The sequence below is a fragment of the Pannonibacter sp. SL95 genome (assembly GCF_026672425.1).
Classification (GTDB): Bacteria; Pseudomonadota; Alphaproteobacteria; order Rhizobiales; family Stappiaceae; genus Pannonibacter.
Window position 1 is genome coordinate 386515 of sequence record NZ_JAPPRC010000006.1, and the last position, 14709, is coordinate 401223.

A 14709-nucleotide genomic window follows, 5' to 3' on the forward strand; every position below is an offset into this window, starting at 1 on the left:
GAAAGCCCCGAAGCGTCACCGCTTCGGGGCTTTTTTGTTGTGAAGTCAGCCCGTCATTGCGGCGGCCATCGTGCTGCCCCAGGCGTTGGCATTGGCACTGGTCTGTGACGACAGCGAGAACTGCCAGCCCATCACCCCGCCAAACTGCGCTCCCAGCGATTGCTTCAGGGGCGTGACCAGCGCGCTTGCCGTATCCTGAGCATCCAGATAGCCCGACCCGCCATTCGACGTCGACGTGATCCGTCCCAGCACCAGCTTGCCCGGTGCAATCGTCTTGGACAGGTTCATGATGCTGGAGGGGAAGCCGCCGCCGCTGATCCCGGCGACCTTCTGCGCCTGATCGGTCGTGGAGGTCCCGACATACCAGGGATTGTTGTAGTACTGGATGTTGAGCCAGTCGATCGACGCGCCGCCCTCGGCCATCACCGCCTGATAGGTGCCCTGCGGATAGGACGCGTAAGCGCCGGGGTAGAGATAGGGCGGCTGCGGCGCGTGGCTGATCAGCCGGCCGGCAAAGCCGGGCTCTGCCTTCAGCAGGTTGGACAGGCCAGCCAGAAACGCAGCCGGATCATAGCCTGCGGTCGACGGCGAGGTGATGGCGTCGGTGTCCTCATAGTCGATGTCGATGCCATCGAGCTTGTTCGTGTTGACGAAGTTGATGATCGAGGCAACGGCCACCTGAAGGTTCTGTGCCATCCCCTTCCAGCCGCCGTCCGGCACAATTCCGCCGCCGATGGCAACCATCACCTTGCGCTTGCCGCCTTCCTTGAGCTGGCTGATCGTATTCGGATCGGCGATGAAATGCTGCAGCTCGCTGCTGGGCACCACGGTTCCGTTTACCTGCGGCAGCAGGAAGCTGAGAATGACATGGGTGAAGTCGCTGCCGACGATCCCGGTGATCGGCGTGCTCTGGCGCAGGGCATAGATGATGTTGCGCGGGGTGGTATCCGTCATTGTCAGGCTCCTTGCACGGTCGGGATGACCTTGGCTTGCAGCGCGGGCTGCACTGACAGGAACGCCTGACGGCAACAAGTGTGATCTGACACACCGGATTGCCCGGATTACGGTTACCGGCCCGTTAGCGCAAAAGGCAGGTCGCGCCCAAGACGCCAGATCCCGTAACCGGTAGCGAGCAAGGTCAGGCCGCTGACCACCGTGCGGGTCTGGTTGAAGGCCTGCCAGGTGGGGGAGTAGGCCTGCCAGATCGCGCGCGCCTCATCGATGCTGTCCGGCACGCGCACCAGGGCCAGGGCCTCGTTCATCGGCACGTTGAAGCGCATTGTCAGAACCAGGCCACCCAGAAAGTACAGGAGCCCCCCTCCCAGGAAGGCAACACCGGCGCCGCGCGCATTCAGCCGCAAAGCCAGCAGCCCGGTCAGGGTCAGCACCACGGGTGTTGCAAAGAACGCCGGCGCGAAGACGGCATTGCGGACGGAGCCGTTCATCGCCTGCATCGCAGCGATTGCAATGCGCGGATCGGCGGCATCCAGTCCCCACATGGTCGAACAGACCCAGGCATAGAAGAAACCAAAGATCGCCCCGGAAAGGACAAGCGACAGGCCGGCGGCGGCCAGACAGATGCGTTTCATGCGATTCAACTCCCTCGCATGGCTGCCCCCAGCCATGTCCGTCTGCCCATCGGCATCCTAGCAGCGACGGCTGCGCCGGTTCGTCGCAACTTGTCGCAGCGGGTAACTGGTTGTCGCAGGAGAGTTGCAGCCGTCAGGTCACTGCTTTTGACGGGCGCTTGACAGCAGGGCAGGGAGCAGGCATCAAAAGCGCCATGAGCAGAAACCTGACCACCTTTGCATCGGTCTATTACTTTACGGCGCCCTTCTAGGCGGCCGTGTTCGATCCTGCTCGATTATCAAACAGCATGAGATGAACCACATAGCCGCCGCGTCAGGCGGCTTGCATGGTTCAAGGTCCCTGGCGCGGCCAGGAGACCAGAATGACCCAGCATGTTGATGAAGCCACCGGTCGCGCCACGCGTCTGAAGTCCGAAGCCCTTCGCGTCCTCCTGGACCGCGGTCTCGTCAATCAGGCGACCGATCTCGAGGGGCTCGACGCCGCCTTCCACGCAGGTTCTGTCACCTTCTACGCCGGCTTTGATGCCACCGCCGCCAGCCTGCATGTCGGTCATCTGGTTCCGCTCGTCACCATGCGCTGGCTGCAGAAGCTTGGCCATCAGCCCATCGCCGTGCTTGGCGGCGGCACCACGCTGGTCGGCGATCCGAGTTTCCGCAATGACAGCCGCCCGCTGCTGACCGAGGCACAGATCCGCGAGAACATGGCCGGCATCCGCCGGTCCATCGAGGGCATCCTCGATCTGGAGGGGACCGACGGGGCATTGCTCGTCAACAATGCCGAGTGGCTGACCGAGTTCCGCTTCCTCGAATTCCTGCGCGATTACGGCACCCAGTTCACGGTCAACCGCATGATGAGCTTCGACAGTGTCCGCACCCGTCTGGAAGCGCAACAGCCGCTGACTGTGCTGGAGTTCTGCTACATGATGCTGCAGGCGGTCGATTTCCTGGAGCTTGCCCGCCGGCACGGCTGCACGCTCCAGATCGGCGGTTCCGATCAGTGGGGCAACATCGTCAATGGCGTGGACCTCGGCCGCCGCGATGGTCGCCAGCTTTTCGGCCTCACCGTGCCGCTGGTCACCGCCGCCAATGGCCAGAAGATGGGCAAGACCGCCGCCGGTGCCGTCTGGCTGCATCCGGACAAGCTGTCGCCGGCCGGTTTCTGGCAGTTCTGGCGCAACACCGCCGATGCGGATGTGGCGCAGTACCTGCGCCTCTTCACCGAGTTGCCGCTGAACGAGGTCGCCCGGCTGTCGGCCCTCAAGGGGGCTGAGCTCAACGAGGCGAAGAAGATCCTGGCGACTCAGGTCACAGCCCTGGTGCATGGCGCAGCTGCCGCAAGAGGCGCGCTGGAACAGGGCGAGGCGCTGTTCTCCGATGACGAGGACGGTGCCGAGGCAACCCATACCCTGCCGCTGGCAAGCCTTGCCTCTGGTCTGGGGCTGCTCGAACTCGTCGTCGCGACCGGCTTCGCCCAGTCAAATGGCGAGGCGAGGCGCCTTGTCGAGGCGGGCGGCGTCCGCCTTAACGGCTCAACTGTCGATGACCCGCGCCGCCGCATCTCGCCGGGGGATCTGGCCGCCAACGACCGCCTGACGCTGGCCATCGGCCGCCGCCGCAAGGCCCTTGTCGCTTTCGGGTGAGGGACGGGGCTTCGCCTGAACGAAAGGCCTCTCCGCTCCACGAGGCAGGGCCAACGCGTATGTGGCCAGACGGCTGTCGAGGCGTCGAAGCCCCCCTCCCCCTCGTGGGGAGGGGTAAGGGGTGGGGGGCTTCGGCGGCCAACAGCTCACCAAGCGTCTGAAGCAAGCCTAGTAAAGAATGTTAGTGGCCTGGATTTAAGTCCACTTCCCCCCACCCCCAAACCCCTCCCCACGAGGGGGAGGGGAGCGGAGAGGCTCCCACACGGTAAAACTCCTTGGGCGCAGTTCGTCACATCGAACGCTTGTCAGACTTCATATGCGATACCGCTGCCCCTTGGAGGTAAGGGGGACGCGACGCCCCCAAGCTCAAAAAAGGCTGCCTCAGACGAAGCTGCCGAAGAACCGGCACATGAACTCGAGTTGACGCTGGCGGTCATCATTGAAGTTGGAAACCGGAAAATACCCGCGATCCGTGGTGATCTGTTCTGTCACCGGCAAACCGTTGGAACCGATAGCGATGGCGACGGACTGCGCCGAGTACCCAAGACGCATCATCTGGTCGAGAAGCCCCGGATAGTACTGGGCGTAGAACTGCTCGGCCAGCGGGCGCGTGGCAAAGGGATGCCCTGTATGGGCGGTGCTGTTGATGGTGGTCGCATCGACGACCTTCATCGGCTGGTAGCGGTCAGCGGTGACATTGTGATCGCCGCCCCAGATGGTTCCCTCCATCGCCCCGGCATTGATGTAAACGACAGATCCGTTGAGTTGAGGCGGGTTTACGCTCGTATTTTGCGTGATGAGTTGCGCTGTCGAAATCCCCGGGCCGGTTACGATGTTCTGGATCGCCGTCTTGATGTCTGCCACCGTGCTCCCGAGATTGCGGAAGAGAACCTGCGCGCTCTGGGAGTTGGTCTGGTAGCTGGCATTGCGCGCCCATTGACCGGTGTAGATCCCGACCACGCGTGTGGCCCTCTCGTACATGGCAAAACCTGATGAATGCAGCGGCCGCAACCTCAGGAAGTTGTTGGCGTCATTCATGTAATACGTGCTGGGGAGCTGATCGGTATCAAACGACATGCTCGCATTGTTCGGCGCGATCGTGATGTCGATGCTGCCGAACAGGCGGTTGAGGGGTTTGATCAGCGATACGGGGGTCGGGGTCGGCATGGCTCACTCCTTGATCGGCCGCACGGGGCGGGTTGATCAGGAGGACGCACAGCGAGGCGATCCGTGAGCCAGCCTTCAGGCTGCGAGCCGCGACAAGCAAAAACACCCCCGGCCCTTTCGAGGCCGGAGGTGTTCCTGTCAATTCGCGGGGACGCGAATGTCCGCGTCCGGAGGAGTGACGGACAGACGAGGGCTGTGGCCAACCCTCCCCCGTCACATCAGGCGCCGCATCGGCCTGATGTCATTCCGCCAGACGGGATCTCAGCAGCTTGCGCAGGTCATCGACCGGATTGCGCGCGCCATTGTCGTTGATGTGCCAGAACGTCCAGCCGTTGCAGGCCTCGGCACCCTGGACCAGCGCCCCGACCTTGTGGATCGAACCGGAATGGCTGCCGCTGATAAGCGAGCCATCCGCCCGCACCACGGCCTGATGCTTGCCTTTCGGGCAGGTCAGTTCCGTTCCCGGGGCCAGCAATCCGGCTTCCAGCAGAGAGCCGAAGGGAATGCGCGGTTCGGCGCGCTTGCCCTTCTGCATGTCGAGGCTCGCGCCGCTGCCGGCCTCGATCGCGTCGATTCGCTTGCGGGCAGCCTCGATGTAGGCCTCCTCGCGCTCCACGCCGACAAAGTTCCGGCCAAGCCGCTTGGCAACCGCACCGGTCGTCCCCGTGCCGAAGAACGGGTCGAGCACCACATCCCCGGGCTTGGACGAGGCCGTCAGCACCCGGTAGAGCAGGGATTCCGGCTTCTGTGTCGGATGCACTTTCTGACCGTCATCGTCCTTCAGCCGTTCCGATCCGGTGCACAGCGGCAGCTGCCAGTCGGAGCGCATCTGCAGGTCGTCGTTGAAGGTCTTCAGCGCATCGTAATTGAAGGTGTACTTGGCCTCACGCGACGGCGCGGCCCAGATCATCGTCTCATGCGCATTGGTGAAGCGTTTGCCGCGGAAGTTCGGCATCGGGTTCGACTTCAGCCAGACGATGTCGTTGAGGATCCAGAAGCCCAGATCCTGCAGGATCGCACCGACGCGGAAGATGTTGTGGTACGAGCCGATCACCCAGATCGAACCGTCCTTCTTCAGGACACGCTTGACCGCCATCAGCCAGGCGCGGGTGAAGGCGTCATAGGCTTCGAAGCTGGCAAACTGGTCCCAGTGATCGTCGCAGGCATCCACCTTCGACTGGTCCGGCCGGTGCAGGTCGCCGCCCAGCTGCAGGTTGTAGGGCGGATCGGCAAAGACGAGATCGACCGACTTGGCCGGCAGCTTCTCCAGGGCAGCGACACAGTCGCCCTTGAGGATGGTGTTCAGCCACGAGGGCCGGGCAGCCGGATCCAGTGCATCCAGCGGGCTGACTTGGCTCGCAGAGGCCGGGACGGCAGACGATCGGGTTTTAAGGGGTGTCCGCGAGGACACCCCGATACGCAGAACTGTCATTGCGACGCAAAACCTCACGCAATTTCGAGGTTCATGGTTACCGGTCTTGGTAAATCGCCAGTTAAGCGCCGGGACTTATTTTCTTTTTGATTTCAAGAGTTTCTTTACCGAAGTAAAGACTTGCGCTCGCGAATTGCGACAGGGCTTGAAACCGCGCCAAGGAATGCGCGGGATTATGCTGCCGCCGGCCTGCGCGGGCAGTCGCCCGCGTTAACGCTTGCGGACCACTCCCAAAAAACTTCCGATCCGAAGATTTCTGCGCACTGCGAAAAAATTTTCAAAAACCTGTGTCACACTCCTTGACGAAGCGTAGTGCGATGCTGATCCTATACGGTTAATAACAAGAAGGAGAAATGAGTTGTCGAATCGATCTTATCGCAATCCTCTGTTGCGGCCGCGCAATCTGATCCTGGCGCCGGAGGCCCCGCTCCAGCCTTACATGAAGGCTGAGGAAGCGGTCGCCCGCCTGATCGAGCTGTTCGAGCGCAACACGGCGTTCATCCGCAATGCGTTCAATGATTTGCTGCAGGGCAGGGTGCCGGACGGGCGGGTCCGTGCCTTCTATCCGCAGATCCGCCTGATCACCGACAGCCATTCGCGCCTCGACAGCCGTCTTGCCTATGGCTTCGTCTCCGGCCCCGGCATCCATGGCACGACGATCACCCGGCCGGACCTGTTCCGCCAGTATCTGACGCACCAGATCTCGCAGCTTATCCGCAACCACGATGTGCCGATCCTTGTTGGCGACAGCGAGACGCCGATCCCGCTGCACTTTGCCTTCTATGACGGCACCCACGTGGAAGGCGCCGCCTCGGCAAAGCTCGAAAGGCCGCTGGCCGACACGTTCGACCTGCCGGACCTGACCCTGATGGACGACTCCATCGCCAACGGCACCTATGAACCGCTCGACGGCGTCATGCCGCTGGCGCCCTTCACTGCGCCGCGCGTCGACTATTCCCTGCACCGGCTGCAGCACTACACCGCCACAGCCGCCGAGCATTTCCAGAACTACGTGCTTTTCACCAACTACCAGTTCTACATCGACGAGTTCTGCCGCATGGCTGAAGACGCGATGGCCGATCCGGACAGCGGCTACGAGGCCTTTGTCTCGCCTGGCAATCTGGTGACCCTGCATGGCGCCTCCGAGCCGAGTTCCGGCATGGCCCCGGCCAAGCTGCCCCAGATGCCGGCCTATCATCTCAAGCGCGCTGACAACTCCGGCATCACCATGGTCAACATCGGCGTCGGCCCGTCCAACGCCAAGACCATCACCGACCACATCGCCGTGCTGCGCCCGCATGCCTGGTTGATGCTCGGTCACTGCGCCGGTCTGCGCAACAGCCAGACCCTGGGTGACTACGTCCTCGCCCATGGCTATGTCCGCGATGACAACGTGCTGAACCAGGATCTTCCGGTCTGGGTGCCGATCCCGCCTCTGGCCGAGGTGCAGGTGGCGCTGGAAGACGCGGTGGCGGAAGTGACCGGCTACACCGGCTATGAACTGAAGAAGGTCATGCGCACCGGCACCGTTGCCTCCATCGACAACCGCAACTGGGAACTCTGGGACCAGCGCGGCCTGGTGCAGCGCTTTTCGCAGTCCCGCGCCATCGCCCTCGACATGGAAAGCGCCACCATCGCCGCCAACGGCTTCCGCTTCCGCGTTCCCTACGGCACGCTGCTCTGCGTGTCCGACAAGCCGCTGCACGGGGAGCTGAAGCTGCCGGGCATGGCAACGGACTTCTACAAGCGGCAGGTCGCCCAGCATCTGGAGATCGGCATCCGCGCCATGGAAAAGCTCCGCGCCATGCCGCATGAACGCCTGCACTCCCGCAAGCTGCGCAGCTTCGCGGAAACCGCGTTCCAGTAAGTTGGCCTTGACCGGGTCTCGGAATGAGGCCCGGTCAGCCCGTTGTGCCGCCCCGCACCTGCCTGTCGGATACCCTAAATTCCGCCCTCAGCGGTCATCCCCGCCTCGTGCGGGGATCCATCCGGCCTCGGCTCACCGGTCCCGGGTCTCGCTACACTGCGCCCGGGATGACGCCGAAGGACAAAAAAAGCGCGGCCCGGAAGGGCCGCGCGTCGGTCTGATGGGGCTTGTTCGAAGGGATCAGTCGCCGACTTCGTTGGCCGGCTCTGCCTGCAGGAGGCCGTAGCGCTCTTCGCCGATCTTCGACAGCAGTTCCAGCTGGGTTTCGAGGAAGTCGATGTGGCCTTCCTCGTCGCGCAGCAGTTCCTCAAAAATCTGCATGGAGACGAAGTCGCCTTCTTCACGGCAGATTTCGCGCGACTTGGCGTAGGACGCACGGGCGTCGTATTCGCCGGCGAGGTCGCACTCCAGCACTTCCTTCACGCTCTGGCCGATGCGCAGGGGCGCCAGCTTCTGCATGTTCGGATGGCCTTCGAGAAAGATGATGCGCGTGGTGATCTTGTCCGCGTGCTGCATCTCTTCGATCGATTCGGCGCGCTCCTTCTTGGCCAGGCGCGTGAAGCCCCAGTCGTCCAGCAGGCGGTAGTGCAGCCAGTACTGGTTGATGGCGCCAAGCTCGAGAAACAGCGCCTCGTTCAGACGCTCGATGACTTTCGCACTGCCCTTCATGATGCGGCCTACTCCCTGGCTCGAAATCGTTAAATGAATCTAGAACGGTTCTAAGTGAATGTCCAGCGGCTCCTGCAACTTAAACGGAGGATCCCTGAACCCCGATCCACGTAGTTCTGCGCGGTAGCCGAAATCCCTCCCGGCCTGATATATTCAAAAAAATGAAACTAAGGAGGGTTCCATGCCGTTCCGTCTTCCTGATCTGGGCAATCGCTACACCCCGCAGTATTTCCTTGCAGCGCTCGGGGCTGGCGGCATTGCGGTGACGTTCTTTCTCTATCTCATGTTCTGGATCCCGCATCCGGGTCAGACTGTGCCTGTCTTCGAAGATGTCGCCAGCGCTTATGCCGATGGCTCGTGGCTCCTGCGCGGCATGATTGTGCTTGCCTATGCGGGGGTCGCTTTCTTCGCGCTGCTGCACATCCGGCTGATGGTCTGGAATGTCCGCCAGTTTGTCGCCTGGCGTCAGACACCAGCCTTTGCGCAGTTGAAATCGGGCAACGGCGAAAGCCTGCTGATGACCGTTCCGCTGGCGCTCGCCATGTCCGTCAATGTCGGCTTCATTGCTGGTCTGCTGTTCGTGCCCGGCCTGTGGTCCGTGGTGGAATATCTGTTCCCGCTGGCGCTCGTCGCCTTCGCCGGGATCGGGGTTTACGCCCTGTCGCTGATCGGCGCGTTCCTTGGCCGGGTGCTGACCGCTGGCGGATTTGACTGTGCCCGCAACAACAGTTTCTCGCAGGTGATGGCGGCCTTCACCTTCGCCATGGTGGCCGTTGGTCTGGCTGCGCCCGCATCGATGAGTGCGACACCGCTGACGGTTGCTGCCAGCTACATGGCCTCGACCTTCTTCCTCGCCGCGGCCACCCTGGTGGGGGCTGTGGGCATCGTGCTTGGCTTCCGGTCGATGCTGGAAAACGGCGCCAACGACGAGGCCGCGCCCAGCCTCCTGGTCGTCATCCCCTTCGCCACCGTGGCGGGGATCGCCCTGATGCGGCAGGCGCATGGTCTGCATGGCCAGTTCGACGCCCATGCCGGGGCCGCTGACAGTTTCACCCTGCTCACCTGGCTGCTCGCGGTGCAGGTGCTGTTCGGTCTTCTGGGGCTCACGGTGCTGCGCCGCCAAGGCTACATCGGCCGCTTCATCACCGGCCCGGCGAAGTCGGTCGGCTCCTATGCCCTGGTTTGCCCCGCCGTTGCCCTTTCGGTGCTCCTGCAGTTCTACATCAACAAGGGGCTGGTCGGGATCGATCTGATCGCCAAGTTCTCGGTCGCCTACTGGCTCGTCACGGCGCTTGCGCTGGCCCTGCAGGCCCTGTCGATCTGGCTGGTCTTCCACCTCAACAGCCGCCACTTCTCCAGTCCCGTCAGCAAGGCAACCCTTGCGCCAGCCGAGTAGTGGGCCAGATCGCCGAGTGCCCGTCCTTCAGCGGAAGGACTGGCCAAGAAAGCGAGAATGGGTCCGTCCTTCAGCGGAAGGACTGGCCAAGGAAGGTAGGATGGGTCCGTCCTTCAACGGAAGGACGGACCATGGCACCAGCAGGTCAGCGAGTAGCGGCGGCCACGTGTCACCGGGGCCACCCGGTGCAGCATGAAACTGGCAAACAGCGTTGCGGTGCCGATCGGACGCGGCGCAGACCATTCCGCACTGCCAAGGTTGAGGTCCAGCGCGCCGCCGTCATAGAGCGCGGGATCTGACAGCTGCACGACGATGGTCAGCTTGCGCTGGCGGGCGATGGCGCCGTCACCGATATCGGAATGCCAGTCGTAATGCCCTTCGTCGCTCTCGTCGTAGCTTGCGACCTGCAGCCGTTCATGGAAATCGGTGATGTCGAAGCGGAAGGCCTCGCGGTTGGCCTCGGCCACACCGCGCATGATGCGCTCCATGACGAACAGCGCGTCGCCCTGATCGTCGAGCCAGTTGATCCGGGCCCGGCGGATTGAGGCTTGTTGTACGCCGCCAACGAGCCCGCCTTCGCGCATCTCGCCGCTTTCGGCAAGATCAATGATACGGGCGCATTCGTCCGGCGTGAAAAGGGCAGGGATCGTATGGGTGAACATGGGCAGCACCTTTGTTGGTTGCCTGCCCATATGCCCGCTTCCCTGCCCAAGGCAACTGCTTTGTTGTCTCAGCGCGATGCCTCGACTGTGCGCGTCCTGCGCTGGCCCCAGCCCAGCGTCATGCCGGCTGCGGCCAGCAGGATGACGGCCATGCCCAGCCCCTGCACCGGCTGCAGGCGGGTGCCCATCGCAAAGACGTCCACCAGGATGGTCACGACCGGATAGACAAAGGCCAGCGCGCCCTGCTGCGAGGTCGGCAGGCTCTGGATGGCTGCGTAGAGCAGGGCATACATCAACCCGGTGTGGATGAGCCCCATGCTGGCCAGCACGGCCCAGGTCTCAGGCGTTGCCGGCAGACCATTGGCCAGGACGAACGGGGCCAGCATGACGCTGCCGACGCTGACGTGGATGAGTGCGATCAGCTGCGGCGGCACGCCTTTCAGCGCCTTGGTGGTGATCGCGGCGGTGGCCCAGCCGAGCGCGGCCAGCAGCGCCATGGCAATGCCCGGCAGATAGTCATCGGAGACGTAGGTCGCATCCGGCCGGTTCAGGACGATGGCCACAACCCCGGCAAAGGCGAGGCCGAGCCAGCCGAGCTTTACCACAGTGATCCGCTCGCCGAAGAACACCGCGCCAAAACACAGCAGCATGAAGGGCTGCGTGTTGTAGACGACCGTCGCCACCGAAACCGAGGCGCGGCTGTAGCTGCCAAACAGCAGCAACCAGTTGAGCACCAGCGCAACCCCGCTGAGCCCGGCCATCAGCAGCTGTTTTCGCGTCAGGCGCACCCGCAGCAGTCCCAGCGCCGCGCACAGGATCACCAAGGCCCCGGCGCCAAACACGCAACGCCAGAACACCACCGTCAGCACCGGCTCTCCGGCCATGACGACAAACCAGCCGATGGTTCCTGAAATCACCATCGCTGCCACCATCTGGATCGTGCCGCGTGTCTGGTCCTGCATGTCCTTGCTCCTGTCTCGATGTGGATGCAGTTTAATCGCTTTGGTGAAATCGGTACTGGTGTATGGAAAGGGGTTTTGCCAGAATGACCTTCGAATTAAAGGTTTAGATGGAAAAACGCTTTTGGAGGCGTGGCAATGGACGAGATTGACCGAAAAATTCTTCAGGCGTTGGTACAGGATGCCCGGATGCCGCTGAAACAGCTTGCAGAAGCAGCCGGTCTCAGCGGCCCGGCAACCTCCGACCGGCTCCGCCGTCTGGAACAACGGGGCATCTTGCGCGGCAGCACGATTGATATTGATCCAGCTGCGCTTGGCTATGGTCTGGAAGCCGTCGTCCGCATCCGCCCCATGCCGGGCCAGTTGCATCTGGTTCAGCAGATGATCCAGGAGACGCCGGAAGTGGTCGAATGCGACAAGATCACCGGCGATGACTGTTTCGTTGCCCGCCTGTTCGTCCGCTCCTTGAATGACATCGATGGCATTCTCGACCGGATCGCGGAACGGGCCTCCACCAGCACGTCACTGGTCAAGGCAAAGGTCATTTCCCGCCGTCCACCGGCATTCTGAGCGCCGGTTCGATCAGCCCAGCCCGTGCGCGATGACCTTGCGCATCACGGTCGGCAGGGCTTCCCCCTCAAGCGCGTCCAGCGTGGACCACCACCAGCCCTCGGGAAGGTCGCCAGCGCCGAGTTCCGCCGTGAACACCGTCACCTCCAGGTGGAAATGCGTGAATGTGTGGCCGACACTGCCGCTGCGCTTGTGCCATTTCGCGGCGACAGGCGCTTGCATCACGGCGGAGGCAACGTCGAAGTCCACCGTCCATTCGCTGCCCGGCACTTCCGCCATGCCGCCCAGCAAGCCCTTCGGCGGGCGCTTGCGCAGCGCCACGGCGCCATCGCCGGCCCGCCGCAGGACAAAGGCTGCCCCGGTCCGTGTCGGCTTGGCTGTCTTGGCTGCCTTCCTCGGCAGGGTCTCGGCCACGCCTGCGGCCCGCGCCGCACAGGGCTCCATCCACGGGCACAGCGCACAGGCCGGCCGCTTCGGCGTGCAGATCGTCGCGCCAAGGTCCATCACGGCCTGGGCAAAGTCGCCAGGCCGGTTCTGCGGCGTCAACGCGCCCATCGCCGCCTTGATCTCGGGCTTTGCTGCTGGCAGCGGCGTCTCGATCAGCCGCAGCCGGCTCATCACCCGCTCGACATTGCCATCCACCACGGCTGCCGGCCGGTCGAAGGCGATGGCCGCAATCGCGGCAGCAGTGTAGGGGCCGATGCCGGGCAGGGCCTTCAGCCCGTCTTCCGTCTCGGGAAACCGGCCGCCGTGGTCCCGCGCCACCGCTTCGGCGCAGGCCTGCAGGTTGCGGGCGCGGGAGTAATAGCCAAGCCCCGCCCAGGCCCGCATCACATCGTCCGCCTCGGCGGCCGCCAGCATCTCCACCTTCGGCCACTTCGCCGTAAAGGCGGTGAAATAGTCCTTCACGGCGGCCACGGTGGTCTGCTGCAGCATGATTTCCGACAGCCACACGCGGTAAGGGTCAGGCACCACGCCCACCTTGCGCTCATGCGGCGGCACACGCCAGGGCAGGTCGCGGGCGTGGCGGTCGTACCAGGCCAGCAGGGCATCGGTCAGCTGTGCGGGAGGCTGCCCGGCAGCGGCCGGGCGGGCAGGGGTGGTTCGCGTCATGCCGGCAAGGGTGGCGCGGTCCCTCCCGAAATCAAGCAATCCCCGCGCTGCCCCTTGGACAGGCTGGGGATAAACCCGCTTCAGCCTGTGGATGCAGCACGCCAAACGATACCGTCTTGATTTTGTCCTAAAGGCCCGTGACCCTTGGGTCAGGCATGACAGGATGCCGGGGCCGGCGCCGCGGGTGAGTGCGGCAGCGGATGGTGACGATGAGTTGGGACAGCAAGGGGCCCGCACGCGGTGGTTCCAGACCGCTCGCGGACCTGATCGGCAAGGCGATGCAACCGGCCTTCCGCAAGCGTGGCTTTGCCACGGCGGATCTGGTTGCCTCCTGGCCGGACATTGTCGGGGAACGTTATGGCGAACGGGTTAGGCCCGAACGCCTCCTCTGGCCGCGCCCTGTCGAGCGCGACGGCGAGACCGTGCCCGAGCCCGCGACGCTGGTGGTCAACACCGATGGCGCAACGGCCCTGCTGCTGACCCACGAGATGCCGCAGATCCTCGCCCGCATCAATGGCTACTTCGGCTGGGCAGCCGTCGGCCGCATCCGCATCGTTCAAAAACCCGTGAGCGTTCCGGTGCGCAAACGCCGGCCGCAGGTGCGTGACCTGACCGAGGCAGAGCAGCGCGAACTTGATGCCCGGCTGGACGGTGTCGAACACGAGGGCCTGCGCAAGGCTCTGGAAAAGCTGGGATCGCAGGTGATTGCCCGCAACCGGCCGCAGCGCAGCTGACGGCTCGGCCACCGTCCCGCTCCTGCGACTGTCGGTCCCATGCGTTGACAAGACCCGGCGCCTTTGCCTTCGCACTGCCGCCACAATTGCCATGTTCGGTTGACGGGTTCGCGACAAGCGGGCACACAGCAACGCATATCGTTTTTCTTGGCAAGGCAGGACCACGCCCGTGAAATTGACCCGCAGAACGCTTCTGGCCAGCACCATGGCCCTCGGACTTGGCACCACACTGTCGGCTGCCTTCCCGCTTGTTGCCCTGGCCGAGACGGTCGATGTCGCGAAGCTGATGGAGCCGTCGCCGCTCGGCGAGAAGTCCCTCGGCAAGGAAGACGCGCCGGTCACCATCGTTGAATATGCTTCGATGACCTGCGGCCACTGCGCCAACTTCCACAAAACTACCCTGCCGGAAATCAAGAAGCAGTACATTGACACCGGCAAGGTTCGCATGATCTTCCGCGAATTCCCGCTGGATCCGGTCTCTGCGGCCGGTTTCATGCTCGCCCGCTGCGCGCCGGAAGAGAAGTACTTCGACGTGATGGACGCCCTGTTCGCCGATCAGCGCGCCTGGGCCTTCACCAATGACCCGTACAACTCGATGCTGAACTTCTCCAAGCAGCTCGGATTCACACAGGAGTCCTTCGAAGCCTGCTTGACAAACCAGTCCCTGCTGGACGGAGTGAACGCAGTGCGCGACAAGGGCGGCAACGAGTTCAAGGTGGACTCCACCCCGACGTTCTTCATCAACGGCGAGAAAGTATCGGGAGCGCTCAGCTTTGAGGAAATGTCGAAGATCATCGACAAGAACCTCTGATTGCCTTGACCGGCGGGCCCACGCCCGCCGGACCGCTCCT

At 63.4% G+C, this 14709-nt stretch carries 14 protein-coding genes; 6 read left to right on the forward strand and 8 right to left on the reverse strand.

What is annotated here, in order from left to right; all coding sequences use genetic code 11:
- Positions 1-45: 45 nt before the first annotated feature.
- Complete coding sequence (locus OVA12_RS18870; protein ID WP_268140041.1) at positions 46-954, reverse strand: glycoside hydrolase family 18 protein; 909 nt, start codon at positions 952-954, stop codon at positions 46-48.
- A 113-nt stretch (positions 955-1067) separates the two neighbouring features.
- Complete coding sequence (locus OVA12_RS18875) at positions 1068-1589, reverse strand: anthrone oxygenase family protein (RefSeq protein ID WP_268140043.1); 522 nt, start codon at positions 1587-1589, stop codon at positions 1068-1070.
- Positions 1590-1951: 362 nt separating this feature from the next.
- On the opposite strand from OVA12_RS18875, the gene tyrS reads away from it, so the two are divergent.
- On the forward strand, positions 1952-3229 hold the full coding sequence (gene tyrS, locus OVA12_RS18880) for a tyrosine--tRNA ligase (RefSeq protein ID WP_268140045.1): 1278 nt from the start codon (positions 1952-1954) through the stop codon (positions 3227-3229).
- 381 nt (positions 3230-3610) lie between these two features.
- On the opposite strand, the gene OVA12_RS18885 is transcribed toward tyrS, so the two are convergent.
- Entirely contained in the window at positions 3611-4396 is a 786-nt protein-coding gene (locus OVA12_RS18885; protein WP_268140047.1) for a hypothetical protein, read from the reverse strand.
- Between the two features lie 241 nt (positions 4397-4637).
- The gene (locus OVA12_RS18890) at positions 4638-5828 is read right to left on the reverse strand and encodes a site-specific DNA-methyltransferase (protein ID WP_268140048.1); all 1191 of its coding nucleotides are present in this window, start codon (positions 5826-5828) and stop codon (positions 4638-4640) included.
- A 439-nt stretch (positions 5829-6267) separates the two neighbouring features.
- Here OVA12_RS18890 and OVA12_RS18895 point away from each other — a divergent pair, with 439 nt between their 5' ends.
- A complete protein-coding gene (locus OVA12_RS18895; RefSeq protein WP_268141426.1) occupies positions 6268-7695 on the forward strand; it encodes an AMP nucleosidase in 1428 nt (475 codons plus the stop codon).
- A 240-nt stretch (positions 7696-7935) separates the two neighbouring features.
- Here OVA12_RS18895 and bfr read toward each other — a convergent pair whose 3' ends face one another.
- Positions 7936-8424 (reverse strand): bacterioferritin, encoded by a 489-nt coding sequence (gene bfr, locus OVA12_RS18900; RefSeq protein WP_106755220.1) that lies wholly within the window; start codon positions 8422-8424, stop codon positions 7936-7938.
- Between the two features lie 181 nt (positions 8425-8605).
- Here bfr and OVA12_RS18905 point away from each other — a divergent pair, with 181 nt between their 5' ends.
- Positions 8606-9820: a TsoY family (seleno)protein gene (locus OVA12_RS18905; RefSeq protein WP_268140050.1), complete on the forward strand. Its 1215-nt coding sequence runs from the start codon at positions 8606-8608 to the stop codon at positions 9818-9820.
- 113 nt (positions 9821-9933) lie between these two features.
- Here OVA12_RS18905 and OVA12_RS18910 read toward each other — a convergent pair whose 3' ends face one another.
- Together OVA12_RS18910 and OVA12_RS18915 are read right to left on the reverse strand one after the other, a co-directional pair.
- Positions 9934-10482, reverse strand: a complete 549-nt coding sequence (locus tag OVA12_RS18910; protein WP_268140052.1) for a prolyl hydroxylase family protein — start codon at positions 10480-10482, stop codon at positions 9934-9936.
- A 68-nt stretch (positions 10483-10550) separates the two neighbouring features.
- Complete coding sequence (locus OVA12_RS18915; RefSeq protein ID WP_268140054.1) at positions 10551-11444, reverse strand: DMT family transporter; 894 nt, start codon at positions 11442-11444, stop codon at positions 10551-10553.
- A gap of 135 nt (positions 11445-11579) precedes the next feature.
- Between OVA12_RS18915 and OVA12_RS18920 the strand changes: the two genes are divergently transcribed.
- On the forward strand, positions 11580-12011 hold the full coding sequence (locus OVA12_RS18920; RefSeq protein WP_106755223.1) for an Lrp/AsnC family transcriptional regulator: 432 nt from the start codon (positions 11580-11582) through the stop codon (positions 12009-12011).
- A 12-nt stretch (positions 12012-12023) separates the two neighbouring features.
- On the opposite strand, the gene mutY is transcribed toward OVA12_RS18920, so the two are convergent.
- A complete protein-coding gene (mutY, locus tag OVA12_RS18925) occupies positions 12024-13124 on the reverse strand; it encodes an A/G-specific adenine glycosylase (protein WP_268141428.1) in 1101 nt (366 codons plus the stop codon).
- 209 nt (positions 13125-13333) lie between these two features.
- Here mutY and OVA12_RS18930 point away from each other — a divergent pair, with 209 nt between their 5' ends.
- Positions 13334-13858, forward strand: coding sequence for a DUF721 domain-containing protein (locus tag OVA12_RS18930; RefSeq protein ID WP_268140056.1), 525 nt, complete (start codon positions 13334-13336; stop codon positions 13856-13858).
- 169 nt (positions 13859-14027) lie between these two features.
- Positions 14028-14669, forward strand: a complete 642-nt coding sequence (locus tag OVA12_RS18935; RefSeq protein WP_268140058.1) for a DsbA family protein — start codon at positions 14028-14030, stop codon at positions 14667-14669.
- Positions 14670-14709: the final 40 nt, after the last annotated feature.

Bases quoted from the DNA above. Each gene is read 5' to 3' on its own strand.
- OVA12_RS18930 (WP_268140056.1), top strand. From the start codon at position 13,334: ATGAGTTGGGACAGCAAGGGGCCCGCACGCGGTGGTTCCAGACCGCTC.
- OVA12_RS18875 (WP_268140043.1), bottom strand. From the start codon at position 1,589: ATGAAACGCATCTGTCTGGCCGCCGCCGGCCTGTCGCTTGTCCTTTCC.
- OVA12_RS18895 (WP_268141426.1), top strand. From the start codon at position 6,268: ATGAAGGCTGAGGAAGCGGTCGCCCGCCTGATCGAGCTGTTCGAGCGC.
- OVA12_RS18870 (WP_268140041.1), bottom strand. From the start codon at position 954: ATGACGGATACCACCCCGCGCAACATCATCTATGCCCTGCGCCAGAGC.
- OVA12_RS18885 (WP_268140047.1), bottom strand. From the start codon at position 4,396: ATGCCGACCCCGACCCCCGTATCGCTGATCAAACCCCTCAACCGCCTG.
- OVA12_RS18910 (WP_268140052.1), bottom strand. From the start codon at position 10,482: ATGTTCACCCATACGATCCCTGCCCTTTTCACGCCGGACGAATGCGCC.
- mutY (WP_268141428.1), bottom strand. From the start codon at position 13,124: ATGACGCGAACCACCCCTGCCCGCCCGGCCGCTGCCGGGCAGCCTCCC.
- OVA12_RS18920 (WP_106755223.1), top strand. From the start codon at position 11,580: ATGGACGAGATTGACCGAAAAATTCTTCAGGCGTTGGTACAGGATGCC.
- OVA12_RS18890 (WP_268140048.1), bottom strand. From the start codon at position 5,828: ATGACAGTTCTGCGTATCGGGGTGTCCTCGCGGACACCCCTTAAAACC.
- tyrS (WP_268140045.1), top strand. From the start codon at position 1,952: ATGACCCAGCATGTTGATGAAGCCACCGGTCGCGCCACGCGTCTGAAG.
- OVA12_RS18915 (WP_268140054.1), bottom strand. From the start codon at position 11,444: ATGCAGGACCAGACACGCGGCACGATCCAGATGGTGGCAGCGATGGTG.
- OVA12_RS18905 (WP_268140050.1), top strand. From the start codon at position 8,606: ATGCCGTTCCGTCTTCCTGATCTGGGCAATCGCTACACCCCGCAGTAT.
- bfr (WP_106755220.1), bottom strand. From the start codon at position 8,424: ATGAAGGGCAGTGCGAAAGTCATCGAGCGTCTGAACGAGGCGCTGTTT.